The organism is Streptomyces sp. NEAU-174, from assembly GCF_052665095.1.
Map to the genome: position 1 here is coordinate 1 of NZ_JBQTCE010000019.1, position 25,676 is coordinate 25,676.

The 25,676-nt window shown below is 73.4% G+C and carries 24 protein-coding genes; 13 read left to right on the forward strand and 11 right to left on the reverse strand.

The genetic code is table 11. The annotated features are described in order from the left end of the window. Positions 1-50 precede the first annotated feature (50 nt). Together yaaA and eda are read left to right on the forward strand one after the other, a co-directional pair. Complete coding sequence (gene yaaA, locus ACT2CW_RS40040; protein WP_445520144.1) at positions 51-854, forward strand: peroxide stress protein YaaA; 804 nt, start codon at positions 51-53, stop codon at positions 852-854. A 119-nt stretch (positions 855-973) separates the two neighbouring features. Further along, positions 974-1,678, forward strand: coding sequence for a bifunctional 4-hydroxy-2-oxoglutarate aldolase/2-dehydro-3-deoxy-phosphogluconate aldolase (gene eda / locus ACT2CW_RS40045; protein WP_445520145.1), 705 nt, complete (start codon positions 974-976; stop codon positions 1,676-1,678). A gap of 31 nt (positions 1,679-1,709) precedes the next feature. Here eda and ACT2CW_RS40050 read toward each other — a convergent pair whose 3' ends face one another. The 4 genes from ACT2CW_RS40050 to ACT2CW_RS40065 form a co-directional block, all read right to left on the reverse strand. Next, positions 1,710-2,888: a bifunctional RNase H/acid phosphatase gene (locus tag ACT2CW_RS40050; RefSeq protein WP_445520146.1), complete on the reverse strand. Its 1,179-nt coding sequence runs from the start codon at positions 2,886-2,888 to the stop codon at positions 1,710-1,712. Between the two features lie 4 nt (positions 2,889-2,892). Continuing rightward, on the reverse strand, positions 2,893-3,636 hold the full coding sequence (locus tag ACT2CW_RS40055; RefSeq protein WP_445520267.1) for a zinc ribbon domain-containing protein: 744 nt from the start codon (positions 3,634-3,636) through the stop codon (positions 2,893-2,895). Positions 3,637-3,676: 40 nt separating this feature from the next. Further along, positions 3,677-4,525: a Nif3-like dinuclear metal center hexameric protein gene (locus tag ACT2CW_RS40060; RefSeq protein WP_445520147.1), complete on the reverse strand. Its 849-nt coding sequence runs from the start codon at positions 4,523-4,525 to the stop codon at positions 3,677-3,679. Between the two features lie 151 nt (positions 4,526-4,676). Then, complete coding sequence (locus tag ACT2CW_RS40065) at positions 4,677-5,711, reverse strand: ABC transporter substrate-binding protein (RefSeq protein ID WP_445520148.1); 1,035 nt, start codon at positions 5,709-5,711, stop codon at positions 4,677-4,679. Between the two features lie 241 nt (positions 5,712-5,952). Here ACT2CW_RS40065 and ACT2CW_RS40070 point away from each other — a divergent pair, with 241 nt between their 5' ends. Then, on the forward strand, positions 5,953-8,091 hold the full coding sequence (locus ACT2CW_RS40070; protein ID WP_445520149.1) for a hypothetical protein: 2,139 nt from the start codon (positions 5,953-5,955) through the stop codon (positions 8,089-8,091). 133 nt (positions 8,092-8,224) lie between these two features. After that, on the forward strand, positions 8,225-8,386 hold the full coding sequence (locus ACT2CW_RS40075) for a hypothetical protein (protein WP_445520150.1): 162 nt from the start codon (positions 8,225-8,227) through the stop codon (positions 8,384-8,386). 98 nt (positions 8,387-8,484) lie between these two features. Here the strand turns inward: ACT2CW_RS40075 and ACT2CW_RS40080 are convergent, their stop codons facing one another. From ACT2CW_RS40080 to ACT2CW_RS40090, 3 genes are all read right to left on the reverse strand, one after another. Further along, positions 8,485-9,426, reverse strand: coding sequence for a 3-oxoacyl-ACP reductase (locus tag ACT2CW_RS40080; RefSeq protein WP_445520268.1), 942 nt, complete (start codon positions 9,424-9,426; stop codon positions 8,485-8,487). After that, positions 9,423-10,508: a Zn-dependent alcohol dehydrogenase gene (locus tag ACT2CW_RS40085; RefSeq protein ID WP_445520151.1), complete on the reverse strand. Its 1,086-nt coding sequence runs from the start codon at positions 10,506-10,508 to the stop codon at positions 9,423-9,425. The genes ACT2CW_RS40080 and ACT2CW_RS40085 overlap by 4 nt, the downstream gene beginning before the upstream one ends. Before the next feature lie 177 nt (positions 10,509-10,685). Then, the gene (locus ACT2CW_RS40090; RefSeq protein WP_210947432.1) at positions 10,686-11,540 is read right to left on the reverse strand and encodes a MaoC/PaaZ C-terminal domain-containing protein; all 855 of its coding nucleotides are present in this window, start codon (positions 11,538-11,540) and stop codon (positions 10,686-10,688) included. A gap of 318 nt (positions 11,541-11,858) precedes the next feature. Here ACT2CW_RS40090 and ACT2CW_RS40095 point away from each other — a divergent pair, with 318 nt between their 5' ends. Continuing rightward, the gene (locus ACT2CW_RS40095) at positions 11,859-13,094 is read left to right on the forward strand and encodes a sensor histidine kinase (protein WP_445520152.1); all 1,236 of its coding nucleotides are present in this window, start codon (positions 11,859-11,861) and stop codon (positions 13,092-13,094) included. Between the two features lie 68 nt (positions 13,095-13,162). Then, positions 13,163-13,768, forward strand: coding sequence for a response regulator transcription factor (locus ACT2CW_RS40100; protein ID WP_044582015.1), 606 nt, complete (start codon positions 13,163-13,165; stop codon positions 13,766-13,768). 5 nt (positions 13,769-13,773) lie between these two features. Here ACT2CW_RS40100 and ACT2CW_RS40105 read toward each other — a convergent pair whose 3' ends face one another. After that, positions 13,774-15,234: an MFS transporter gene (locus tag ACT2CW_RS40105; protein ID WP_414085186.1), complete on the reverse strand. Its 1,461-nt coding sequence runs from the start codon at positions 15,232-15,234 to the stop codon at positions 13,774-13,776. 404 nt (positions 15,235-15,638) lie between these two features. Here ACT2CW_RS40105 and ACT2CW_RS40110 point away from each other — a divergent pair, with 404 nt between their 5' ends. The 5 genes from ACT2CW_RS40110 (at position 15,639) to ACT2CW_RS40130 (ending at position 20,216) form a co-directional block, all read left to right on the forward strand. Continuing rightward, positions 15,639-16,313 (forward strand): class I SAM-dependent methyltransferase, encoded by a 675-nt coding sequence (locus tag ACT2CW_RS40110; protein WP_182470617.1) that lies wholly within the window; start codon positions 15,639-15,641, stop codon positions 16,311-16,313. A 348-nt stretch (positions 16,314-16,661) separates the two neighbouring features. After that, positions 16,662-17,615: an N-acetylmuramoyl-L-alanine amidase gene (locus ACT2CW_RS40115; protein ID WP_445520153.1), complete on the forward strand. Its 954-nt coding sequence runs from the start codon at positions 16,662-16,664 to the stop codon at positions 17,613-17,615. Positions 17,616-17,777: 162 nt separating this feature from the next. Next, complete coding sequence (locus ACT2CW_RS40120) at positions 17,778-18,623, forward strand: DUF5336 domain-containing protein (RefSeq protein ID WP_166483690.1); 846 nt, start codon at positions 17,778-17,780, stop codon at positions 18,621-18,623. Positions 18,624-18,811: 188 nt separating this feature from the next. Further along, positions 18,812-19,822, forward strand: coding sequence for an LLM class F420-dependent oxidoreductase (locus tag ACT2CW_RS40125; protein WP_445520154.1), 1,011 nt, complete (start codon positions 18,812-18,814; stop codon positions 19,820-19,822). A gap of 100 nt (positions 19,823-19,922) precedes the next feature. Continuing rightward, positions 19,923-20,216, forward strand: a complete 294-nt coding sequence (locus ACT2CW_RS40130) for a hypothetical protein (RefSeq protein WP_037947102.1) — start codon at positions 19,923-19,925, stop codon at positions 20,214-20,216. Between the two features lie 236 nt (positions 20,217-20,452). Here ACT2CW_RS40130 and ACT2CW_RS40135 read toward each other — a convergent pair whose 3' ends face one another. The 3 genes from ACT2CW_RS40135 to ACT2CW_RS40145 form a co-directional block, all read right to left on the reverse strand. After that, entirely contained in the window at positions 20,453-21,565 is a 1,113-nt protein-coding gene (locus tag ACT2CW_RS40135) for a prenyltransferase (RefSeq protein WP_432045307.1), read from the reverse strand. After that, positions 21,562-22,296 (reverse strand): methyltransferase domain-containing protein, encoded by a 735-nt coding sequence (locus ACT2CW_RS40140; RefSeq protein WP_445520155.1) that lies wholly within the window; start codon positions 22,294-22,296, stop codon positions 21,562-21,564. The genes ACT2CW_RS40135 and ACT2CW_RS40140 overlap by 4 nt, the downstream gene beginning before the upstream one ends. A gap of 91 nt (positions 22,297-22,387) precedes the next feature. Then, positions 22,388-23,740, reverse strand: a complete 1,353-nt coding sequence (locus ACT2CW_RS40145; RefSeq protein ID WP_445520156.1) for a glycosyltransferase family 4 protein — start codon at positions 23,738-23,740, stop codon at positions 22,388-22,390. Positions 23,741-24,132: 392 nt separating this feature from the next. Between ACT2CW_RS40145 and ACT2CW_RS40150 the strand changes: the two genes are divergently transcribed. Both ACT2CW_RS40150 and ACT2CW_RS40155 read left to right on the forward strand, forming a co-directional pair. Next, complete coding sequence (locus ACT2CW_RS40150; protein WP_445520157.1) at positions 24,133-24,747, forward strand: TetR family transcriptional regulator; 615 nt, start codon at positions 24,133-24,135, stop codon at positions 24,745-24,747. 263 nt (positions 24,748-25,010) lie between these two features. Next, positions 25,011-25,631: a response regulator transcription factor gene (locus tag ACT2CW_RS40155; RefSeq protein ID WP_182470612.1), complete on the forward strand. Its 621-nt coding sequence runs from the start codon at positions 25,011-25,013 to the stop codon at positions 25,629-25,631. Positions 25,632-25,676: the final 45 nt, after the last annotated feature.

Sequence of the window (25,676 nt, forward strand, 5' to 3'; positions counted from 1 at the left end):
CCCCCCCCGCGCCCCGTCGCCGACGACCATTCGACCTTCGAGGAGAGACCGTGCTCGTGCTGCTGCCCCCGTCCGAGGGAAAGGCCACAGGAGGCTCCGGGTCCCCGCTGGACCCGGGATCGCTGTCGCTTCCGGGCCTGGGCGAGGCACGGGCGGAGGTGCTGGACACGCTGGTGTCGCTCTGCTCGGGCGACGAGGGGAAGGCCGCGGAGGCGCTGGGGCTCAGCGAGGGGCTGCGCGGCGAGATCGCCAAGAACGCGGCGCTGCGGGAGGCCGCGGCGCGGCCCGCCGGGGAGATCTACACCGGTGTGCTGTACGACGCGCTCGGCCTGGCCACGCTGCCTGCCCCCGCCCGCCGCCGGGCCAAGCGGTCGCTGCTGGTGTTCTCCGGGCTGTGGGGTGCCGTACGGATCGACGACCGCATCCCCTCCTACCGCTGCTCGATGGGCGTGAAGCTCCCGGGGCTCGGCGCCCTCGGCACGTACTGGCGGACCCGGACCCCGATGGCCGAGGTGCTTCCGGAGGCCGCCGGGGACGGGCTGGTGCTGGACCTGCGCTCGGCGGCGTACGCGGCGGCGTGGAAGCCCAAGGGGGCGCTGGCCGAGCGGACGGCGACGGTGCGGGTGCTCCAGTCGAAGATCGTGAACGGGGTCGAGAAGCGGTCCGTCGTCAGCCACTTCAACAAGGCCACGAAGGGCCGGATGGTACGGGACCTGCTGACCGCGGGCGCCGAACCGGACGGCCCCGGCGAGCTGGTGGAGGCGCTGCGCGGGCTCGGGTACGTGGTGGAGGCCGCGCCACCGGAGCGGGCCGGCCGGGCGTGGGGGGTGGATGTGGTGGTGACGGAGCTGTAGGTGGGTACTTGGGCGCGGGCTCGGGCTGGGACTCGGGCTCGGGCTCGAGCCCGGTGGGGGTCGGCCCGCGTTGCGACATGCGCAACCACCATTGCGTACTGCGCCGCACCGCAGGCAGGATGGGCGTCGTGACTAGCACCCCGCCCTCCCCCGGTTCCCCGGACTCCCCGGACTCTCCGGACTCCCCGGACTCCCCGGACTCTCCGGATTCCTCGCTGCTCGACCTCGCCCCCGTCATCCCCGTGGTCATCGTCCACGACGTGGCCGACGCGGTGCCGATGGCCCGTGCGCTGGTGGCGGGCGGGCTGCCCGCGATCGAGGTGACGTTCCGGACGCCCGCCGCCGCGGACGCGATCCGGGCGATCGCCGACGAGGTCCCGGGCGCCGTCGTCGGCGCCGGCACGGTCCTGACCCCGGAGCAGGTGGAGACGGCCGTCGCCGCCGGGTCGCGCTTCCTGGTCACGCCCGGCTGGACGGACCGGCTGCTGGGGGCGCTGGACGCGTCCGGGCTGCCGTATCTGCCGGGGGTCTCGACCACCTCGGAGGTCGTGGCGCTGCTGGAGCGCGGGGTCGAGGAGATGAAGTTCTTCCCGGCGGAGGCCGCCGGGGGCACCGCGTATCTGAAGGCGCTCGCCTCGCCGCTCCCCCGGGCCCGCTTCTGCCCGACGGGCGGGGTCAACGCCTCGAACGCCCTCGGGTATCTCTCCCTCCCCAACGTCGGCTGCGTGGGCGGCACTTGGATGCTGCCGCCGGACGCGCTGGAAGCGGGCGACTGGGCCCGGGTCGAGTCCCTGGCCCGGGAGGCGGCGGCGCTGCGGCGGTGACGCGGTCAGCCCCTACCGCAGTCGGCAGGCCCTACCGCAGATGCGCCGTCTCGTTCAGCAGCCGCAACGACGCGTTCCCGTCCCCGTAGTACGCCACCGCCGTCAGCGAGGCCGCCGAGAGCTCCATGCGGAACAGGGACTCCGGCGGGGCGCCCAGGGCCAGCCGGACCAGGGTCTTGATCGGGGTCACATGCGTGACCAGCAGCACCGTACGGCCCGGGTAGCGGGCGATCAGCTTGTCGCGGGCGAGCGCGACCCGGTGGGTGACCGCCGCGAAGCTCTCGCCGCCGCCGGTGGGGGCCACCTCCGTGGAGGCCAGCCATGCGTCCAGGTCGTCCGGGTAGCGCTCCTTGACCTCCGCGAAGGTCAGGCCCTCCCAGTCGCCGAAGTCCGTCTCCCGCAGCCCCTCTTCTACGCGGACGTCCAGGCCCAGGCGCCGGGCCACCACCTCGGCGGTCTCCCGGCAGCGCCGCAACGGTGAGGCGACGACGGCCTGGATGGTGCCGCGTGCGGCGAGCGCCGCCGCCACCCGCTCGGCCTGGTGGCGGCCCACGTCGGAGAGTGCGGGGTCGGTGCCGCCGCTGCCGGAGAAGCGCTTCTCGGGGGTGAGCGGGGTCTCGCCGTGCCGGAGCAGGACGAACGTGGCGGGGGTGCCCAGATCCGCCGAGCCCCAGCCCACCGCCGGGGCGGCCCCCGTGGCGGCGGGCTCGGCGAGGGTGTCGGCGGCGGGCGCGGCGGCCTCCGGCGCGCCCGGCGCCAGCGTGCCGCCGGGCGGCACCTTCGGCTGCCACCGCTCGCCCCGCTTGCCCGCGTCCATGGCCTCGTTGGCGAGCCGGTCCGCGTGCTTGTTGTTCTCGCGCGGGATCCACTCGTACGTCACCCGGCCGGGCGGGGCGAGCCCCTTGGCCTCGGCGGCGAGCGGCCGCATATCGGGGTGCTTGATCTTCCAGCGGCCCGACATCTGCTCGATGACCAGCTTGGAGTCCATCCGCACCCGGACCTCGGCCGCCGGGTCCAGGGCGTACGCCGCCCGCAACCCGGCGATCAGGCCCTTGTACTCGGCCACGTTGTTGGTCGCGGTGCCGAGGTACTCGGCCACCTCGGCGAGCGTCTCACCGGTCTCGGCGTCGCGCACGAGGGCGCCGTAGCCGGCCGGCCCGGGGTTGCCCCGGGACCCGCCGTCCGCCTCGACGATGAAGCGCCGCGCCATCGGGCTACAGCCCCGACTCGGGCGTACGGACCAGGATCCGGCGGCAGTTCTCGCAGCGCAGCACCGTGTCGGGGGCGGCCGAGCGCACCTCGTTGAGCTCGGTGATGGCGAGCTCCTGGCGGCAGCCGTCGCAGCTGCGCTGGTAGAGCCGGGCCGCGCCGACGCCGCCCTGCTGCTCGCGCAGCTTGTCGTAGAGCTTCAGCAGATCGGCGGGGATGGTCCCGGCGATCACCTCGCGCTCCTTGGTGACGGTCGCGATCTCGGCGTCGATCCCCTCGGCCGCCGCGTCCCGGCGCGAGGTGGCGTCAGCGATCTTGGACTGGAGGGACTCCACCCGCTCGGTCAGCTCGGCGGCCCGCTCCTGAATGGACTCCCGCCGCTCCATGACCTCCAGGACGACGTCCTCCAGGTCGCCCTGGCGCTTGGCGAGGGAGGCGATCTCGTGCTGGAGGTTCTCCAGGTCCTTCGGCGAGGTGACGGCCCCGGAGTCCAGGCGCTTCTGGTCGCGGGCGGCGCGCTGGCGCACCTGCTCCACGTCCTGCTCCGCCTTGGTCTGTTCGCGGGCGGTGTCGCTCTCCTCGGTCTGCGCGGCGATCAGCAGGTCGCGCAGCTGGGTGTGATCGGCGTTCAGCCTCTCGATCTCGGCGTGCTCGGGCAGCGTCTTGCGCTTGTGCGCGAGCTGCGACAGCCGGACGTCGAGCGCCTGGACGTCGAGGAGGCGGATCTGATCGGCGGGCGCGGCATTCAGCGTGGGGCTCCAGGGGAGTCGAGTTGGGGAGGAAACGAGGTCAGGGAGTCGAGCGAGGGGCGGCGGGGGCCGCGGCGTGGGCCGTCCAGGGGTCGGTCACGATACGGGAGACATGCGTCCGCAGACCCCATCCGTGCCGGTCGGAAATCTCGTCCAGCTGGGCCGCGGCCTGCTCGGTCCAGGGCCATTCGGTGGCCCAGTGCGCGGCGTCCAGCAGGGCGAGATCGCTGTGCTCCCGCGCCTCCGACGACGGGTGGTGGCGCAGATCGGCGGTGAGGAACGCGTCGACCCCGGCCGCGCGCACCGCGTCGAAGAGGCTGTCGCCTGAGCCGCCGCTGACGGCCACCCGGCGGACGGTGCGGTCCGGGTCGCCCGCAGCGCGGACGCCCTGCGCGGTGGCGGGCAGCCGGGCGGCGGCGCGCCCGGCGAACTCCCGCAGCGTCTCGGGGTGGTCGAGCTCGCAGATCCGGCCCAGTCCGCGGCGGCCCTCGGGGTCGGTGGCGTCGGGCACCAGCGGACCGACGATCCGCAGGTCGAGCGCGCCGGCGAGGGCGTCGGAGACGCCGGGGTCGGCGGTGTCGGCGTTGGTGTGCGCGACATGCAGGGCGATGTCGTTCTTGATCAGCGTGTGCACCACCCGGCCCTTGAAGGTGGAAGCGGCGACCGTGGTGGTCCCCCGCAGATAGAGCGGATGGTGGGTGATCAGCAGATCGGCGCCGAGGTCCACCGCCTCGTCGGCCACTTCCTGGACCGGGTCGACGGCGAACAGCACGCGGGTGACCTGGGCATCGGGGTCACCGCACACCGTGCCGACGGCGTCCCACTGCTCCGCCCGCTCGGGCGGCCAGAGGGCGTCGAGCGCGGTGAGGACGTCGTTGAGTGCGGGCACGGGGCAAGGCTACCTCCCGGATCACGGGTGAGCCCTGCCCCGGCCTTCACTCAGCGCGACCTCCGCGACGCCCGGCCGCCGTGGCCGCGGACCAGTGGACGAAGTAGCGGAGCAGTCGCCGTCGTCGCGGATCGGTCGCCGTGGCCGCGGATCAGTGGACGAGGTAGCCGCGCAGGTCGTCCAGGACCCGGTCGGCTGCGGTGACGCCGAGACCCAGGTACCAGGTCTCCTCATCGACATTCTTCGCCCGGCCCGCCTTGACCGCCGTCAGCTTCTTCCACAGCGGATTGGACTGCGCCTGGTCGCGCTTGGTGGCCTTGGGGTCGCCGTAGACACCGGTGAAGATCCAGTCGGCGTCGGCCTCGTTGATCCGCTCCGGGCCGATCTCCGCGGCGAGATCGTTGACCTGCTGGTTCTTCGGGCGCGGCAGACCGACGTCCTGGAGGATGGTGCCGATGAAGGACGCCTTGGCGTAGAGCCGGGTGGCCTGCGGCATGAAGCGGAGCATGGTGATCGTCGGCTTGTCGGCGCCGATGTCCTCGCCCAGCTTCTCGGCCTTCTTCTCGTACGCGTCGAGGGAGCGCTCGGCCTCGGCGGTGCGGTCCAGGGCCGCGGCGTTGAGGCGGTAGTTCTCCTTCCAGGTGAAGCCGGGGCGGATGGAGAAGACGGTCGGGGCGATCTGCTTCAGCTCGTCGTAGAGCGGCTCGGCGCGCAGCTTGCTGCCGAGGATCAGATCGGGGTGGAGGGCGTTGATGGCCTCGAGGTTGAGGTTGTTGATGGTGCCGACGTTCTTCGGGTTCCCGGCGTCCTTCTTGAGGTAGTCGGGTATGGCCTGGTCGCCCTCGGAGGGGGCGTAGCCGACCGGCTTCAGCCCCAGCGAGACCACGTTGTCGAGCTCTCCGACGTCGAGCACCACGACCCGCTTCGGCTTGCTCTTGAGCTCGGTCTTGCCCATCGCGTGGGTGATGGTGCGGGGGAACGCGCCGGGCTTCGCGTCCGTGCCCAGCTTCGCGGTCTCCTCGGCCGCCTTGCCGAAGTCCTTGCCGCCCTGGGCGACGGACTTCCCGCCCCCGCCGTTGCGCTCGCCGCCGTCCGCGCCGTCGTCCGACGCTCCACAGGCGGTGAGGGAGAGCGCCCCGGCCAGGGCGAGGGCGAGGGCGGCACTGCCGCGGACGCGCAGGGACATGACGGAGCTCCAGGGATAGCTGGGCGCGCCCGTTGTCCCGGGCGCGCCGATCGCACTTAGGTGTGCCTTACTTTAATCACAGAACTTTCATCACCAACCATCCCCGCGTCGCTTACAGCACATTCACCCCCGACCTCTCAGGCGAATCGGGCGAGAGCCACACTTACGGGTGGAGCGCGCCCATTACGGCCTTCGGCAGGAAGTGCGAAAACTACGTTCAGTGGCCGGAGGTGAGTGACCGATGACTGCCTGTGCCTTCGACACCGCCCTCACCGGGGGCGTCGGCGACCGGCCACGAGGGGGTTTCACCATCGCCTCGGACCGCTCGTACGGCGCGCGGCTCGCGCTCGGCGGGGAGGCGGGCTGCTGGTACCCCGAGCGCTGGACGCTGGACGGCCCGGAGCCCTACGCCGTACCGCTGCCCGCCGCCCAGCCCGAGGAGCCGGACAGCGAGTTGCTGCCGCTGGCCGACGGGCAGGTGCTCATCCACCGCCGGGTGGCCGGCCACCACGCCTTCTCGCTGCTCTACCCGACCGGCCCCGGCACCGGCGAGCGCCCGCTCGGCGGCATCGACCGCGCCGAGGTCTCGCTGCTGCCGCCCCCGCCCGGCGGCCTGTGCGCGTTCGCGCTGGGGCGCGGGGCGCGGTCCACCTCCGTCTGGCTGCTGTTCGGCGGCGGCGTCCTCGCCCCCCAGCACCTGGCCGAGGTGCCCGGCCGGTGTACGGGCGGCAGTTGGCTGGACCGTACGGGCCGGCTGCTCGCTCTGGACCGCGAACTCGACGGTCGTACGAAGACCGTCGTGGTCGATCTGCGGCGCGGCGGCGAGACCAGCCCGCTGCTCCAGATCACCGAGCGCAGCGACGACCGGCTGCTGCTCGCCGACCCCGACAGCGGTCTGCTGCTCGTACGGTCCGACGCGCCCGGTGAGCAGCGGCTGGGCTGGGGCGTGCTGGGCAGCACCCGGCCGGTGCGGTTCCCGGACTGTCTGCGGCCCGCGGGGTGGTCGGAGGCCACGCCGTTCGCGGTGCAGCCGGGGCAGGTGCTGACGCCCGAGGTGTGCGCGGTGGCCTTCCGCATCGACGGACGGGGCGGATCCGGGGCCGGGGCCGGGGCCGGGCGGCCGTGGGTGGGCGTATGGCGCCCGGCGGAGCGGCGGCTGCGCGAGTTCCCGGCCCCGGAGGGCTGGCTCCCGGGCGCGGGCCTGTGGACGAGGGACGGCGAACTGCGCCTGCCGTACGTCACCTCCCAGGTGCCCTGCGGGCTGGCCCGGGTGCGCCCGTCCGGGGCGGCGGGGGCCACTGGCTCGGCGCCGAGGCTGTCGGGCGGCTTGTGGACGAGCGGTGCCACGAGCCACGCGGCGCCGGAGCCGTCAGGGGTGGGGTCGTTCGGGACGGGGTCGTTGGGGACGGCGGAGGCGCGATGGAGACCCGACGCCCCGACGGGGTCGTGGCGGCGGGACGACACGGCGGGGCCGTGGGGGCCGGACGACACGGCGGGGCCGTGGGGGCCGGACGAGGCGGCGGGGCCGTGGGGGCCGGACGACGCGACCGGGGCACGGCGGACCGCGCGGGTGACACCGGTGCCCCAGCCGTCCGGCCAGATGGCGGAGGTATCCGGCCCGACCCCGGCCCGGACGCCGGAGGCCCTGTGGCGGCGGGACGACACGGCGGGGGCCCGGCGGACCGCGCCGGTGGCGAGGGTATCCGAGCCCTCAGGCCCGGTGGCGGAGCCGTCCGGCCCGGCCACGGCCGGGACGGCGGAGGCACTGTGGCGGCCGGACGAGGCGGCGGCGCCGTGGGGGCCGGACGACGCGGCCGGGGCGCGGCCGATCGCGGGGGTGACACGGGCGTCCGGCCCGGTTCCGGCCGAGGCACGGGGCGTTCAGGCGTCGCGGGCGACGGCGCCCGCGGCCGGGATCGCGACCAGGATCACACCGTGGACCCGGGTCGGCGGGCCCGGCGCGTCCGCCCCCGTGCGAGCGTTCGGGCCGACGCCAGAGCCAGCGCCGGCGCCGATGCCGTCCCGGGCGCCCGAGCCGACGCCGCTACGGGCGCGGGCGCCGATGCCCGTACACCAGCCGGTGCCGCTGCCCGCACACGAGCCGACGCCACCGCCCGTACACGAAATGCCCGCACACGAGCCGACGCCGCTGCCCGTGCATGAGCGGGTGCCCGAGCCCGAGTGCGGGTCCGGGGTCGAGCCGTGGGGTGGGACCGGGTCGTGGGCCGGGGTCGAGCAGGAGATGGGGCCCGAGCCGGAGCCCGCTCCCGGGGCCGGTCTGACCCCCGCCCTGCGGCCCGTACCGCTACAGCAGGCGCCGCTCGCTCGGCCACCCCGGCCGCGGCCACCCCGATGGGTCCGAGATCACCCACTTGGTTAGACTGAGTCAGGGGCTGCGCATCCCTGCGTTCACACGTGGGACGCCTCGGGTGATGCGCATGGCACGTCGTGCGACATCGTGGTCAGCCCCTTTCGCACAGTACAAAGCGATCTGACGGGGTGACGTACCCACCATGTCCGAAACCCACATCGACACGACCCACGCGCGCCCGCAGGACGCCGCCGCGGCCCAGACCGATGGCGCTCAGGGCAAGCACCGGGGGCAGGCCGCGTCCGAGGAGACCCAGGCACCGGTCCACGGCCGCCACCGTCGCCCGAACGAGAACGGCTCCTGACGACCGTCAAGACCCCAAGGCCCCAAGACCCCAAGACCGTAGGTACCCCGGCCCCGGGGGCGTCCCGCGATCGCGGGATGCCCCCGGTCGGCGGCACCTCACCCCCGCTTGAGCCCCAGCACCTCCACCGCCGCGAAGCCCTCCCCTCCCCGCTCCGCGAAGTACGGCGTCAGCGCCGCGTCCAGCTCCTCGAAGCCGAAGGCGTCCCCCTTCGCGTCCACCTTCGCCGCCACCTTCGGCCGCTCCAGGATCGCCAGCATGCCGCCGTGCACCACGAACACCTGGCCGTTCACCTTCGCCGCGGCCGGTGAGGCGAGATAGCCGACCAGCGGGGCCACGTGTTCGGGGGCGAGTGCGTCGAGGCGGCCGTCCTCCGGGACCTCGAAGTCGGCGAAGACGTCCTCGGTCATCCGGGTGCGGGCGCGCGGGCAGATGGCGTTGGCCGTCACCCCGTACTTGGCGAGGGCCGCCGCCGTGGAGGTGGTGAGCCCGACGATGCCGCCCTTGGCCGCCGCGTAGTTCGGCTGGCCCGGCGAACCGGCGAGGAACGCCTCGGAGGAGGTGTTGACGATCCGGCCGTGCACCGAGCCGCCGTCCGCCGCCTTGGACCGCTCGCGCCAGTGCGCGGCGGCGAAGCGGATGGTGTTGAAGTGGCCCTTGAGATGGACCCGGATCACCGAGTCCCACTCGTCCTCGCTCATCGAGAAGACCATCCGGTCGCGCAGGATGCCCGCATTGTTGACCAGGATGTCCAGCGCGCCGTAGGTGTCGATCGCGAGCCGGACCAGCTCGCCCGCCTGCGCGAAGTCGGCCACGTCGCCCGCGTGGGCGGTGGCCCGGCCACCGGCCGCGCGGATCTCCTCGGCGACCTGTTCGGCGGGGCCCGCCGATGCCTCGCCGCTGCCGTCGCGTCCGCCCTGCCCGTAGTCGTTGACGACGACACTGGCGCCCAGCCGCGCCAGCTCCAGGGCCTCGGCACGGCCGAGGCCGCGCCCGGCGCCGGTGACGATCGCGGTCTTCCCGGTCAGCGGGCCGGTCACATCTCGATGCATGTGCGCAGCGCCTCCCCGGTCCGCATCTGGCCGATCGCGTCGTTGATCTCGCCGAGCCGCACCCGGTGGGTGATCAGCCCTTCGAGGTCGATCCGGCCCGCCCGCCACAGGTCGATGGTGCGCCGGTAGGAGCGGAGCACATCGCCGCCGCCGTACAGCGAGGGCAGGATCCGCTTCTCGTCGAAGAACAGCTCGAACATGTTGAGCTGGAGGAAGTCGTCCAGCGCCCCGGCGCCGACCACGCACAGCGTGCCGCCGCGCCGGGTGATCTCGTACGCCCGGCGGGCGGTGGCGGAGCGGCCCACGACCTCGAAGACGTAGTCGAAGCCCTCGCCCGCCGTGACGCTGTTCTTGGCGGTGTCGAGACCGTCCGGGGCCACCGCCTCGGTGGCGCCGAAGCGCAGCGCGGCCTCGCGCCGCGACTCCACGGGGTCGACGGCGACGATCTGCGCCGCGCCCGACGCCCTCGCCCCCTGGATGACGCTGATGCCCACCCCGCCGCAGCCGATGACCGCGACCGAGGAACCGGCCTCCACCCGGGCGGTGTTGAAGACGGCCCCGAGCCCGGTGGTCACCCCGCAGCCGATGAGCGCCGCGATGTCGTACGGGACGTCGTCGGGGATCGGCACGGCGCAGGGCGCGGCCAGGACGATCTCCTCGGCGAAGGTGCCGGTCCCGGACATGCCGAAGACGTCCTCCGGACTGCCGCCCGGGCGGCGGAAGTTGGGGGTTCCGGCGTTCATGAACCCGGTCAGGCACAGCTCGGTCTGACCGCGCTGACAGGCCGGACAGCCGCCGCACGCGGGCAGCCAGCACACCAGCACCCGGTCGCCGGCGCTCAGCCCGGTCACCCCGTCGCCCACGTCGAGGATCTCGCCCGCGCCCTCGTGGCCGGGGACGAACGGCGCGGGCTGCGGCAGCACCCCGGCCATCGCGGAGAGGTCGGAGTGGCACAGCCCGGTGGCCTTCAGCCGCAGCCGGACCTTGCCGGGGCCGAAGCCCACCGCCTCGATGTCGTCGAGGACTTCGAGCTTGTCCTGTCCCGTCTCGTGCAGTACGGCTGCGCGCACAGCGGCTCCTCGTGATGTCGAGCGTGCGTGTTCTCGAGGGTGCGTTGTCTCGAGCGTGCGTTGTCTCAGGTGTCCGTGGTCTCAGGTGTCCGTGGTCTCAGGTGTCCGTGGTCTCAGGTGTCCGTGGTCTCAGGTGTCCGTGGTCTCAGGTGTGCGTGGTCTCAGGTGTGCGTGGTCTCAGGTGTGTTCGACGATGGTGTCGGTGAGGACCGGTGCGTCGTCCCGCTCGACGGCGGTCGCCGTCACCTGGACGCGCCCCTCGTCCTGCCACATCCGGACGCGCAGGGTCTCGCCCGGATACGCGACCCCGGCGAAGCGGGTGGTGTACGAGCGCACCCGGGCCACCTCCCCGTCCAGCGCCGTGTCCACGACCGCCTTGAGCACCATCCCGTACGAGCACAGCCCGTGCAGGATGGGCTTCTCGAACCCCGCCAGCTTGGCGAACTCGGGGTCGGCGTGGAGCGGGTTCCAGTCCCCGGAGAGCCGGTAGAGCAGCGCCTGGTCCTCGCGGATGGCCCGCTCCACGGTGCGGTCCGGTTCGCGGGCCGGGGGCTCCAGGCGGTCGGAGGGGCCGCGCTCACCGCCGAAGCCGCCCTCGCCCCGGACGAAGATCCGGGTGTCGCAGGTCCACAGCGGGCCGTCCGCGTCGGCCACGTCGGAGCGCAGCACGATGACCGCCGCCTTGCCCTTGTCGTAGACGGCGGCGACCTTGGAGGTCTGGGTGGCGTCCCCGCCGAGCGGGATGGGCCGGTGCAGTTCGACGGTCTGGCCGCCGTGCAGGACGGCGGCGAGGTCGACGTCGATGCCGGGTGCGGCCATGCCCCCGGCGACCGCCATCCCGCCGCCCGCGACGGTCGCGAAGCTGGGCAGCACATGGAGCTTGCTCTCCAGGGTGTAGCGGAGCTCCTGGGGGTCGGTGGCGGGGATTCCGGCGCCGATGCCCAGGTGGTAGAGCTGGATGTCCTTCTGTCCCCAGATGAGAGCCGTGCTCCGGGGTTCGGCCGAGACGGCCTTCGCGACATCGATGGGCATGGGGCGACACCACTCCTTGGTCCGCTCGCTGGGCCACGGTCCGAAGACCCCGGCCCGCCCGTCCGCACCGTCGGCCGTGCCGGGGTCGTCGCTGGTCGGCAGGGTCACGTCGTCCGTGTGGACATGTAGAACGCGTTCTAGCCGATGGCACCCTGTATAGCCCAATCGCCCCGAAGGGGGAAGGGTGTGGACGACGCGTGCTGACGGGCCGTCAGGTGACGGTTGGCCGGGGCGCCGTAGGCCCCGGGACAAATGTCACGGCCATCCCCCGACATCCGCATCTGCCCAGCTCATACGGGGATCCGTAAGGTCGGACGCATGTATGCCACCGCCGAGCGCATCGAGCGCCTCAAGCCACCGGGCCGCCGGGCCTTCGTGCCCTGGCTCTTCATGCTCACGGGGGACGTACAGGCGCTCTTCAAGGGGAAGACGCCGTTGCCCTGGCTCGGCGGCGCGGGGGTGGCGGCCTTCATGGCGCTCTACCTCACCACCGTCTTCACCGCCCTCGACGAGCGCCGCCGCCACACCAGGACCCCGCTCCTGGCGCTCGCCGGGCTGGCGGCGGTCACCTATGCGCTGGGCATCGGCTACGCCGGGAACTGGCTGCTGTGCTTCCCGCTGCTGTCGCTGGCCTCCGGGATCGTGCTGCGCGGGGGGAGGCGGAAGCTGGGGCCCGTCATCATCACCCTGTCCGTCTCCGCGGGAGTCATCGCCGGGCTCCGCGGCGGCCCCTCGGACTCGCTCACGGTCTCCTACGGCACCATGCTGTCCGGCCTGGTGACGGCGGCCATCCTGTCGCTCTTCGAGACCGTGGCCCAGCTCCGCGCGACGCGCCAGGAGCTGGCCCGTACGGCGGTGGAGAAGGAGCGGCTGCGGTTCTCCCGCGATCTGCACGATCTGCTCGGCCACACCATGTCGGTCGTCGTGGTCAAGGCGGAGGCGGTGCGCCGGCTCGCCCCCAAGAACCTGGAGGCCGCGCTGGGGCAGGCCGCGGACATCGAGGCGGTGGGACGGCAGGCGCTCACCGAGATCCGCGAGGCCGTGACCGGCTATCGCGAGGGCAGCCTGGCCACCGAGCTGGACCGGGCCCGCTCGGCGCTGGACGCCGCCGGTATCGAGGCCGTCGTGCGGCGCGAGGGGCCACCGCTGGCCCCGCAGACCGAGGCGCTGCTGGGGTGGGTGGTCCGCGAGGGCGTCACCAATGTGGTGCGGCACAGCGGGGCGGTCCGGTGCGAGATCCAGGTGCGGAGCGGCATGGACCGGGTACGGCTGGAGATCACGGACGACGGGGGCGGCGGCGTAGGCTCCCGTGCCACCGGTACGAACGCGGACGGCGGTCCCAAGACCGGCAGCCCGAAGACTGGCAGCCCGAGGACCGGCGGTACGGCGATCGGCGGTACGGGGCTCAAGGGGCTGGCAGAGCGGCTGGCCACGGCGGGCGGCTCGCTGGAGTCCGGCCCCGCCGGGCGCCGGGGCTTCCGGCTCGTCGCCGAACTGCCGGTGGATACGGAGGACGTGGTGGAGGCCGAGGTCGAGGGGGCCCGGACGGCGTGAACGAGGCGGAGGACGCGAAGGATGTGAAGGGCGCGAAGGGCGTGCAGGGCGTGCGGGATGCGACAGGCATGATCAAGCTCCTGCTCGCCGAGGACCAGGGGATGATGCGCGGCGCGCTCGCCCTGCTGCTCGGGCTGGAGGACGACTTCGAGATCGTCGCGCAGCTCGGGAACGGGGACGAGATCGTCCCCCGGGCCCTGGAGACCCGGCCCGATGTCGCGCTGCTCGACATCGAACTGCCCGGCCGCAGCGGTCTGGACGCGGCCGCCGCGCTGCGCGAGGCACTGCCGGAGTGCCAGGTGCTGATCCTCACCACCTTCGGCCGCCCCGGCTATCTGCGCCGGGCGATGGAGGCGGGGGCGGCCGGGTTCCTGGTCAAGGACGGCCCGGTGGAGGAGTTGGCCGTGGCGATCCGCCGGGTGCTGGCAGGTGAGCGCGTGATCGACCCGGGCCTGGCCGCCGCCGCCCTCAGCGCGGGCCCCAACCCGCTGACCCAGCGCGAGCGCGATGTGCTCTCGGCGGCGGTGGACGGGGCGACGGTCGCGGACATCGCGGCCAAGGTGCACCTCTCCCCCGCCACCGTGCGCAACTATCTCTCCTCGGCCATCGGCAAGACCCAGACCCGCAACCGCATGGAGGCCGTCCGCGCCGCCCGCCAGAACGGCTGGCTGTAAGGCGGTTACGAGGAGCCGCGGGCGACCGCGACCGCGGGCGTACGCGGCAGCAGCACGGCCATCAGCACCACCGCCGTCGCGATGATCCCGGTGGCCACGACGAAGGCGCGGCCGTACCCGGCCGCGAGCGCCTCCGGCCCGCCCCCGCCGTGCGCCGTGATCCGCTCGGCCGCGACCGTGGCCAGCACGGTCAGGCCGAGCGCGCCGCCGAGCTGCCGTGAGGTGTTGACCAGCCCGGACACCAGCCCCGCCTCGGAGGGGGCGGCGCCGGAGGTGGCGGAGGCGGCGAGCGGGGTCATCATCAGCCCGCTCCCGAGCGACATGATGATCGCGGGGCCCAGGACCGTCCCCACATAGGTGCCGTCGGCGCCCATCCGGCTCTGCCACGCGTAGCCGACGACGGCCAGCGAACCGCCCGCGATCGCGAGCAGCTTTCCGTCCACCCGGGCCATCAGCCGGGGCGCGAGCTTCGAGCCGAGGACGATCGACAGGCTGTGCGGGAGGAAGGCGAGACCGGCCTTGACCGGGCTGTAGTGGAGCACGTTCTGGAGGTAGAGCGTCATGAAGTACCACATGGCGAACATGCCGCCGCCGCACACCACCATCACCGCGTTCGCCGCCGACACCGCCCGGATGCGGAACAGCCGCAGCGGCATCAGCGGCTCCTCGGTCCGCGCCTCGACGGCCAGGAACACCGCGAGCAGCACGAGCCCGGCGAGCAGGGGGCCGAGCGAGGCGGCGGCGGTCCAGCCGTGCGGTTCGGTCTGCACGATGCCGTACGCGAGCGCCGCGACGCCCGCCGTGACCAGCACAGCGCCCGGTGCGTCGAGCCGCCGCGCCGTCCCGGAGCGGCCCTCGGCCAGCCACACCGCCGCGGCCACCAGCACCACGATGCCCACCGGCACATTGACCAGCAGCACCCAGCGCCAGGACAGGTACTCGGTGAGCACACCGCCGACCAGCGCACCCGCCGCGCCCCCGCCGGCGCCGACCGCGGTCCAGGTGCCGATGGCCCGGTTGCGGGCCGAGCCGGTCGGGAAGGTGGTGGTGAGGATGGTGAGGGTGGCCGGGGAGAGCACGGCCGCGCCGATGCCCTGAAGGGCGCGGGCGGCGATCAGCTGCCAGGGCTGCTGGGCGACGCCACCGGCGAGGCTGGCCGCGGTGAACAGCCCGAGCCCGGCGAGGAAGACCCGTTTGCGCCCGAAGAGGTCGGCCGCGCGCCCTCCGAGCATCAGGAACCCGGCGAAGGTGAGCGCGTAGGCGTTCACCACCCATTGCAGCGCGGTCTCGCCGAGTCCCAGGTCGTTACGCATCGACGGCAGCGCGACGTTCACCACCGATATGTCGAGCACCACCAGGAACTGTCCGGCGCAGGCGGCCAGCAGGACCGCCCACATGGGGGGCGAGGTGCGCGGGGCCCGGGCGGCGGCCGCGGTTTCCGAGGGGAGGGGCGCTGGGGTGGACATGACGGCGATGCTCGCATCCGGAACCCGTCATACGCATCGGCATTTCCGCGCATTTGGGTAGGGCGCGAGACCTAGGCGCTCCGCGGGAAGTGCCACGAGATGCCGTCGTGCGTCTGCGGCCGCATCGTGGCTGGTCGCGCCCGCGCGGCGGAGCCGCATATCGACACAGCCCCGCGCCCCTTCGGGGCGCTGCCCGAACCGTAGTGGACTTCCTCCGACCTGCTTAGGCACTCCGCTGGAGGTGTCGCGTGGGTGTGTCGCGATGCGTCGTCGGCCGACCGCGGCGCCGTCGTGGCTGCCTCCGACTCGCCTGGTACCTCCCGGTGGGCACCCGTCACGGGGCCGTGGCCGCGGGCCGTGGCCCCGGGCGCCGCGGGCCGGTGGCGGTGCGGCAGGATGAGCGGGTGACTCAGCCTGCTGCCGCCGCCGCGCCCGCGGCCCCCGATCGCACCGTGCTCGACGCCTTCGAGGCGGCGAAGGGCTTCATGCCGCTGGACGAGGGGCTCGCCCTGTACGCCGCGGCCGTGCGGGCGGCGGCGCCGGGGCTGCCGCTGGTGGAGGTCGGCACGTACTGCGGGCGCTCCACGATCCTGCTGGCCGACGCCGCCCGCGCGGCCGGGACGGTCGCCGTGACCGTCGACCACCACCGGGGCTCCGAGGAGCAGCAGCCGGGCTGGGAGTACCACGACCCGGAGGTGGTCGACCCCGAGGTGGGGCGGATGGACACGCTGCCCACGTTCCGCCGCACCCTCCACCGGGCGGGCCTCGAGGACCACGTCATCGCCGTGGTCGGGCGGTCCCCGCGGGTCGCGGCGGTGTGGGGGAAGCCGGTCGGGCTGGTGTTCATCGACGGCGGCCACACCGACGAGCACGCGAGCGCCGACTACGAGGGCTGGGCGCCGCATATCGCGCCGGACGGGCTGCTGGTGATCCACGACGTCTTCCCCGACCCGGCCGACGGCGGCCAGGCGCCGTACCGGATCTACCGCCGCGCGCTCGCCTCCGGCGCATTCACCGAGGTCTCCGCCACCCGCTCACTCCGCGTCCTGCGCCGCACAGCGGGTTCCCCGCCTGCCTGATCGCGAGGGCGCCCCGCCTGATCGCGACCACGCGACCGGGGCGCCCGGCTTGTCCCGCCGCCGCCCGTCTCCGGTGGCAGGCGGCGCCCGACGCCCCGTCCCCGCTGAGGCATCCGCGGCGAGCGCGCCCGCGCGGCCGGGGCCTGCCGGAAGGCCGGCGGCCGCCATGCCCGGTGACAAAGTGCGGCGCCCGCCCCGGCCGAGGCGACCCGGACGAGGCGGCGCGGCGGCGCGTCGAGGCGACCCGGATGAGGCGGCGCGGCCGCCGAGGGCTGGGCGGCCGGGCCCGCCGGGTCGCGACCCGCCCGGCGCCCGAGGGGCAGCGGGCGGGCCGCTACCATCGCCCGCGTGTCCTACGGCAGCTTTCCTCCAGAGCCCGGTCGTCGCCGCGGCACCCTCGCCATCGTCCTGGTGGCGCTGATACCGACCTGCTTCGTCGGCTGGCTGCTGTGGAGTTCCCTGGGCGGTTCGAAGGACGACGGGGCGGGCGGGGCGGGCGGGATGGGCGGGCCCACGACCTCCTCCACGTCCTCGCCGCCGCCCCCGTCGTCCGGCACGTCCGCCCCGCCCGCCCCGTCCGCCTCATCCGGGGAGCCCGGAAAGCCCGGAAAGCCCGGAGCGCCCGGGAAGCCCCTCGAGGGCAAGGTCGTGGTGATCGACCCCGGCCACAATCCGCACAACCGCGACCACCCCTCGCGGATCGCCCGGCTCGTGGACATCGGCACCGAGAAGAAGGAGTGCGACACCACGGGCACGGCCACCAACTCCGGCTACCCCGAGGCCTCCTTCACCCTCGATGTGGCGCGCCGCGCCCGTACCCTGCTCGAAGCGCGCGGCGCCACGGTGCGGTTCACCCAGGACGGCGACCGGCCGTACGGCCCGTGCGTGGACGAGCGCGCCGAGATCGGCAACAAGGCCCACGCCGACGCCGTGGTCTCCGTGCACGCGGACGGCGCGGCCGCCGGGGAGCGCGGCTTCCATGTGATCCTGCCCAAGTCCGTACGCGGCGGCGGCGCGGACACCTCCGCCATCACCGCGCCCTCCCGCCGGCTCGGCGAGCGGCTGCGCGGCGATTTCGCCAAGGCCACCGGCAGCGAGCCCGCGCAGTACATCGGCGACGGCAGCGGGTTGGACGTCCGGGGCGACCTGGGCGGGCTCAACCTCTCCACCGTTCCCAAGGTGTTCATCGAGTGCGGCAATATGCGCGACTCCCAGGACGCCGCCGAACTCACCGATACGGCGTGGCGGGAGCGCGCGGCGCGCGGTATCGCGCAGGGCATTACGGACTTCTTGAACGAGTAGGGCTTCCACAACCGAACGGGAGGTCACGACCGGGATACCGATGGGACACCCCCGGCCTCCGCGGCTGGATTCACCCGTACGATGGGGCCCACCCCCGACGCCTTCGCGCTATCGCGCCTGGCGGCAGCGCTCGTACAGACGAAACCGACAAAGGACCTCACGTTGAACATCCGCTCGCTCACTCGAGGCGACGGCGTGGTGATCGGAGCAGCGGTGTTGCTGTTCATCGCCTCCTTCCTCGACTTCTACACCGTCGACTGCGGCGGTAGCAGCTTCTGCAAGGACGCCGGTGAGAACGGATGGAAGTCCGACTTCTTCCCCGTACTGCCGTCGATCTTCCTGGCCGGTCTGATCGCCGCGGCGCTCATCGTCTCCGCTCGTTTCCAGCCCGCGGGCCGCAACCTCTTCGGGCTCTCGCTCGACCAGTGGGGCTCGGCGCTCGCGGTCTTCGCGGCCTGGAGCTCGCTGTGGACGATCATCGGTGGCCCGGACGGAGTCGACAAGGGCGTCGGGCAGATCCTCGGCCTGATCGCCACCCTGGCGATGGCGGCCGTCGCGCTGCTCACGCAGCGCGTCCCGGCTCTCAAGGCCCCGCTGATGAACGCCTCCGCCCCGGCCCCGACCCCGTACGGCGCCCAGGGCCCGCAGCCGGGGTACGGCTACCCCGGTCCGGGCGGTGCCCAGCCCGGCGCCCCCGCGCCGTACGGCACCCCGCAGCCGGGCCAGCCCGGCCCCGGTCAGCCGCAGCCCGGCCAGTCCTTCGGCGGCCAGCAGGCTCCGGCCCCCACCCCGCCGGCCGCGGGTGGCGGGGACTTCGCCCCGTTCTGGTTCGCGGTCCCGGTGGCCCGTCCGCTGTACGCGGAGGACGGCTCGTCGAGCACCATCGCCGAACTGGCCCCCGGCACCTGGTACCTCGCGGTGGAGCAGCGCGGTCAGGCGCTGGTCGCCCAGACGCAGGACGGCCGCCGCGGTGTGCTCCAGGACACCACGGGGATCCAGCGCGGCTGACCCGCACGTGCGCGTCGCATGACGTGACCGTGCGCGTCGCATGACGCACCCACGGCCCCTCGCCCGTAACGCTCGGGCGAGGGGCCGTTGCCATGTGCGGCCCCGGCCCGTACAGTCCGGCCGGTGTGCGGCTGACGTGCCGTCAGCCGCCGTTCTCCACCCTGTCCGGCGGAACGAGGGGGCTCGACATGCGGCTCGGTCTGGCGCTCGGCTACTGGGGCCGCGGCCCCGACCCCCACCATCTGGAACTCGCCCAGGAGGCGGAGCGGCTGGGCTATCACTCGGTGTGGACCGCCGAGTCCTGGGGCTCGGACGCCTTCACCCCGCTCACCTGGCTCGCCGCCCACACCACCCGGATCGCGCTCGGCACGGCGGTCGCGCAGATGGCCGCCCGCACCCCCACCGCCACCGCGATGCAGGCGCTCACCCTGGACCATCTCTCCGGCGGCCGGATGATGCTGGGGCTGGGGCTGTCCGGACCGCAGGTGGTCGAGGGCTGGTACGGACGCCCGTTCCCCAAGAGCCCGCTGACGGCGACCCGGGAGTATGTCGAGGTCATCCGGCAGGTGCTGAACCGCGAGGCACCGGTGCGGCTGGACGGGCGCTACCACCCGCACCCCTACGCCGGACCGGACGCCACCGGCCTCGGCAAACCCCTCAAGCCCATCGTCCATCCGCTGCGCGCCGACCTCCCGGTGCTGCTCGGGGCGGAGGGACCCAAGAACATCGCCCAGACCGTGCGCATCGCCGACGGCTGGCTGCCGCTGTACTGGTCGCCGTCGCGTACGGAGCTCTACCAGGCGACGCTGGCCGACGCCCGGGACGGCTTCATGGTGGCGCCGATGACACAGGTGCGGGTGTGCGCCGATGTGGCGGAGGGGCTGAAGCCGGTGAAGGCGATGCTCGGCTTCTACATCGGCGGGATGGGCCACGCGGCCCGGAACTTCCACGCCGATCTGATGGCCCGCTTCGGCTACGAGGCCGAGGCGCGCCGGGTGCAGGAGCTGTTCCTGGCGGGCCGGCGCGCGGAGGCGATCGAGGCGGTGCCGGACGCCTTCGCCGATGAGATCTCGCTGGTCGGGCCGCGGGAGCGGATCGCGGAGCGGCTGGAGTTGTGGCGCAAGGGGCCGATCACGGATCTGCTGGCGGTGGCGCCGGATGTGGAGACGTTGCGGGTGTTGGCGGAGCTGGGGGGCTGAAGCGGGGGCCGAAGCGCGGGCTGAGCACGGACTGAAGCGCTTCGTACGGGTGTGCGGTCGGGCTGGGTTTGGCCTCGCTTCGTAGGGCAACACGTGAGGCATGTCACGAAGTTATCGCCACGGAAGCAACCAGGCGGCGACCGTCGTGGCGGTCGTCGCGGACGTCATGGCCGTCATCCTCGGCCTCTGGATCCTGTTCGCCCTGCTCGACGCCAATCGGGCCAATGACCTCGTCACGGTGGTCCATGACGCGGCGAGCTGGCTTGCGGGCTGGTCCCATGACCTCTTCACGATGGACACGGACTGGCTCCGCACCGTCCTCAACTACGGCCTCCCGGCCGTGGTGTACCTCTTCATCGGCCACGCCATCGCGGGGCGGCTCCGCCGCGGCTAGGCGCTGTCCGGCGGGTCTTTCCCCTCCCCGCCCCTTCCCGAAACTGGGGCTCCGCCCCAGACCCCGGGGGCGCCCCGAAGGGGCGCGGGGAACTGTGCGATCAGCCACGACGGCGTCGCGGACGACCGACGGCAGGTCGGGGCACTACCCCGGGGTCTGGGGCGGAGCCCCAGTCGTGGGAAGGGGCGGGGAGGGGAACAGCCCGCCGCAGGCGTCACCCCACCCGGACAGCACACCTACGCACAGCAGTCCGAGTCCAACCCCCGCGGCAGCCCCTCCCCGCCGAAGACGGCCGTCGTCGCCTCGTCACCACCCAGCGCCGCCACGGCGAGCAGCAGCGACCCGGCCGTCCACGTCGTCCGCTCCTCCGGCCACACCGCGTCGTCCTCGAAGACGTAGCCGGTCCAGTACATGCCGTCCTCGGCGCGCAGCGTCGGCTGGATCCACCGCAGGATGTCCACCGCGCGGTCGGACTCCCCCATCGCCCAGAGCGCGAGCGCCAGTTCGCAGCTCTCGCCGCCGGTGACCCAGGGGTTGGGCGAGACACAGCGCACCCCGAGCCCGGGGACCACGAAGCGGTCCCAGCCCTCCTCGATGCGCTCCTTGGCGGCGGCGCCGGTGACCGCGCCGCCGAGGACCGGGTAGTACCAGTCCATCGAGTAGCGGTGCTTGTCCAGGAACCGCTCGGGGTGGTGGCGTATGGCGTGGCCGAGCAGCCCGGCCGACAGCTCCCAGTCGGGCTGGGGCTCCTCGCGGTGCTCCGCGATGGCCAGCGCGCAGCGCAGCGCCTGGTAGACGGAGGAGGAGCCGGTCAGCAGGGCGTCGGAGTCCACGGTGCCGTCGGCGCGGTGCCGCCAGCCGATCTGGCCGCCGCTCTGCTGGAGCCCGAGCACGAACTCGACGGCGGCGAAGACGGTGGGCCAGATCTGGTCGAGGAAGGCGTCGTCGCCCGTGGAGAGGTAGTGGTGCCAGGCGCCGACCGCCACGTAGGCGCAGAAGTTGGACTCCCGGCCGCGGTCGGTGGGGTCGGTGGCGGCCACGCCGTCCGGGGTGTCGGGGTAGGCCGCGTACCAGGAGCCGTCGGGGTTCTGGTGCCGGGCCAGCCAGCGGTAGGCGGCCGTGGCGCGCTCGTGCTCGCCCGCCGCGTCCAGCGCCATCGCGGACTCGATGTGGTCCCAGGGGTCGAGGTGGTGGCCGCGGAACCACGGTATGGCGCCGTCCGCGCGCTGCACGGCGGCGATGCCCTCCACCGTGCGCAGCACCTGCTCGGGGCTGAGCACCCCGGGCAGCGCGAGCCGTTCGGTGCGGGGGCCGGGGCGGGGGCCGGGGCGCGGTCCGAGCGCCGTCACGCCCGGTCCTCACGCGGGGCGTGGGGCTTGGTCGCGTACGCCACGAAACTCTTGCCGATGACGGGGTTCAGGGCGCGCTCGGCGAGCCGCGTGGCCAGCGGCTTCTTCATGATGTCCCACACCAGCAGCCGGTGGTACGCGCGCACCGGCAGCGCCTTGTCGTTGTCCACCCCGAAGGCGCACTTGAGCCACCAGTAGGGGCTGTGCAGCGCATGGGCGTGGTGGGTGCCGTACGGCCGCAGTCCGGCCTCGCGCATCCGCTCCAGCAGCTCATCGGCGCGGTAGATGCGGATATGGCCGCCCTCGACCTCGTGGTAGGCGTCCGACAGCGCCCAGCAGACCTTCTCCGGGCCGTAGCGCGGCACGGTGACGGCGATCCGGCCGCCGGCCTTAAGCACCCGCACCATCTCGGCGAGCACGCCCTTGTCGTCGGGTATGTGCTCCATCACCTCGGAGATGATGACCACGTCGAAGCTGTCGTCGGGGAACGGCAGGGCGAGGGCGTCGCCCTCCATGGCGGTGGCCGTGGCGCCCGCCGGGGCCTCACCGGCCTCCTTCATGGCGGCGAACCACTTGGCCACCTCGCGTATCTCCGCGCCGTTGCGGTCGAGCGCCACGACCTGGGCGCCGCGCCGGTAGCACTCGAAGGCGTGCCGTCCGGCGCCACAGCCGAGGTCGAGGACGCGATCGCCGGGGGCGAGGGGGAAGCGGGAGAAATCGACGGTCAGCACGGGGGGTCTGCTTTCGTCCGGCGGATTCGTGAGGCGGGAGAGGTCGGGGGGAGTCGGGGGGAGAGGCAGGAGTCGGGCACGGGGCGGGGGCTCAGCGGCGGGCGGCGGTCCGCGCGGCGGCTCCGATCGCCTGGCGGTACTGCTCGACGGTGCCGCGCGCGGCCTGCTCCCAGGTGAAGCGCCGCAGCACCCGTTCCCGGCCCGCCGCGCCCAGCCGCCGTCTGAGGTCGGCGTCGCCCAGCAGCCGGGTCAGGGCCGCGGCGAGCGCGTCGGCGTCGCCGGGCGGTACGGCCAGACAGGTCTCGCCGTCGGCCCCCGCGACCTCGGGGATCGCGCCGCCGGTGGTGGCGACCAGCGGGGTGCCGGTGGCCATGGCCTCGGCGGCGGGCAGCGAGAACCCCTCGTACAGCGAGGGCACACAGGCGATCTGGGCGCCGCGCACCAGGTCCACCAGTTCGGCGTCGCTGATGCCCTTGACGAACTCGACGGCGTCCTCGAGCCCGTGGCGCGCCATGGTGGCGGCCACCGGCCCCTCCTCCGGCCGCTTGCCGACGACGACCAGATGCGCCTCGGGGTTCTTGGTGCGGACCTTGGCGAGCGCCTCGATCAGATACACCAGGCCCTTGAGCGGCACATCGGCGCTGGAGGTGGTGACGATGCGGCCGGGGGTCTCCGGGACGGCGGGGTCGGGCGAGAACAGGCCGGTGTCCGCGCCGATGTGCACCACATGGATCCGGTCCGGCCGCACCCCGAGGTCCTCCACGATCTCCCGGCGGGAGGAGCCGGAGACGGTGAGCACCGAGGGCAGCCGCCGGGCCACCCGCTTCTGCATCCGGGTGAAGCCGTACCAGCGGCGTACGGAGAACCGGCGCTTCCAGCCCTCGGCGGCATCCAGCTCCAGCTGCCGGTCGACGGTGATCGGGTGGTGGATGGTGGTCACCAGCGGGAAGCCGAGCTTCTCCAGGCCCAGCAGCCCGTAGCCCAGCGTCTGATTGTCGTGGACGACGTCGAACTGGCCGGGGCGCGCCGCGAGATGGCGGCGGGCGCGCAGGCTGAAGGTGAGCGGCTCGGGGAAGCCGCCGGTCCACATGGTGGAGACCTCCAGGGCGTCGATCCAGTCCCGGTACTCCTCCCGCCGGGGGGTGCGGAACGGGTCGGGCTGGCGGTAGAGGTCCAGGCTGGGCAGCTCGGTGAGGGTGACGCCCTCCCCGGCGTCGAGCACCGGGTACGGCTGGGCGCCGATGACCTCGACGGTGTGGCCGAGCCGGGCGAGTTCGCGGGAGAGGTGGCGCACATAGACGCCCTGGCCCCCGCAGAACGGATTCCCCTTGTAGCTGAGCAGCGCGATGCGCAGCGGCCGTTCCTCGGTGGGTTCCTCGGTGGCGGTGGGGGGTGCTGCTCGAAGCGGGTCGGCCCCGGTCTCCTGCGCGGCCTCTGCGGTCACTCGCGCCCCCTCCTTGGTGCAGTTCAGCGGGAGCGTATCCGCTTCCGTTTATCTAGAACAAGTTTCACTACGCATCCCCTGAGGAGTCACGAAGATACCTGCCCCCGGTGACCTCTCCAGGGCCGGGGCAGGTGATCCCTACCACTCGGTAGCCGGGACCTGAGGAGAAGTTGACGGCCGGGGTGCGCACCGGGCGCAAGCCCCCGCCGACGCGACCGCGGGCGCCGCGCGGCAGCAACCTGTCTCAACTGCGCGGACACGGGCGCTTCACGAGGGACCCGCGCTAGCCTAGAACGAGTTCCAGTGACTCGCAGGCCCGGGACGGTCCTGCCATCATGCACGATGTCCGCTTGTCGCCGACCCGCAGACGCAACACATTCGAAGTGGGACAAATGACCGCAGAAGTCAAGCCGGCCGCCCTCCAGCTGACCGAGCGGCAGGAGGCGCGCCGCCGGCGCATCCTGCACGCCAGCGCCCGGCTGGCCAGCCGGGGCGGCTTCGACGCGGTCCAGATGCGCGAGGTCGCGGAGAACTCCGGGGTGGCGCTCGGCACCCTCTACCGCTACTTCCCCTCCAAGGTCCATCTGCTGGTCGCCACGATGCAGGATCAGCTCCAGCACATGCACGAGACGCTGCGCAAGCGGCCGCCGACCGAGGAGGAACCGGCCGCCCGGGTCGCCCAGACGCTGATGCGCGCCTTCCGCGCGCTCCAGCGCGAACCCCATCTGGCCGATGCGATGGTGCGCGCGCTCACCTTCGCCGACCGGTCGGTCAGCCCGGAGGTGGACACGGTCTCCCGGCTCACCACCGCGATCATCCTCGACGCGATGGGCTTGGACGAGGCTCCGACGGCCGAGCAGCTCTCGGCGGTCCGCGTCATCGAGCACACCTGGCACTCGGCGCTGATCACCTGGCTCTCCGGGCGTGCCTCGATCGCCCAGGTGAAGATCGACATCGAGACCGTCTGCCGTCTGATCGACCTCACCGCCCCGCCCCCGGCCCGCTAGCCGCCCCGACCCCGCCCCACTAGCCGGACAGACGGCGGCCCGCTAGCCGGACGGACGGCGCAACCGGACGGCACAACAAGGGGCGCGCGCGCCAATTCTTGCGCCCCTTCGAGCTCCTGGACGGGGTTTATGCGCCCTCGCGCCCCCCATTGGCTCAAATTCCGCGTTCAGCCCCTGCCCAATCCCGGTATTCATGAACGGCGCGCGACAGAGCGACAACGGCGCGCGACGAGAGAAACGCATCGTGGGGGGTGGAGAAGTTCGTGATCCGGTTACTTCTGGTACACGAGTCAGGATTGCTGAGATCGGCCCTGGCATCCGTGATAGGGGCCGAACCAGACATCGAGGCGGCAGCGTGCTCCTGGCGCGACGCGCGTAGCAGGGCCCGTTCCTTGCAGCCGCAGGTGTGCGTGGTGGACACGGACAGCCCGGCGGCCGACAAGGCGGCACGGAAGGGCGAGTGGGGGAAGTTCGTGGCCGCCGCCTCTCGGGAGGGCGGGGACTGCGGGCTGCTGGTACTGGTCAACTCGGAGCGGCCGGGCCCACTGCGCCGCGCGCATGAGGCCCGGGCGCTCGGCTACGTGGACAAGGACGCACCGCCGCAACGGCTGGTCGAGGCCATACGGCAGGTGGCGAAGAAGGAGCGGTACGTGGACGACGCGCTCGGCTACGGCTTCCTCCAGGCGGCCAAGATCCCGCTGACCGAGCGGGAGTTGGGCGTGCTGTCGCTGGCCGCCGACGGCGCCTCCATACCGGAGATCGCCCGTACGCTGCATCTGTCCACCGGGACGATCCGCAACTACCTGGCCGCGATCACCCGGAAGACCGGGGCGCGCAACCGCGTGGACGCCATACGGATATCGCAGTGCGAGGGCTGGGTCTGAGATCGCGGTACGGGGGCCGCCGGCCCGGCGGCCGGCGGGGTCAGG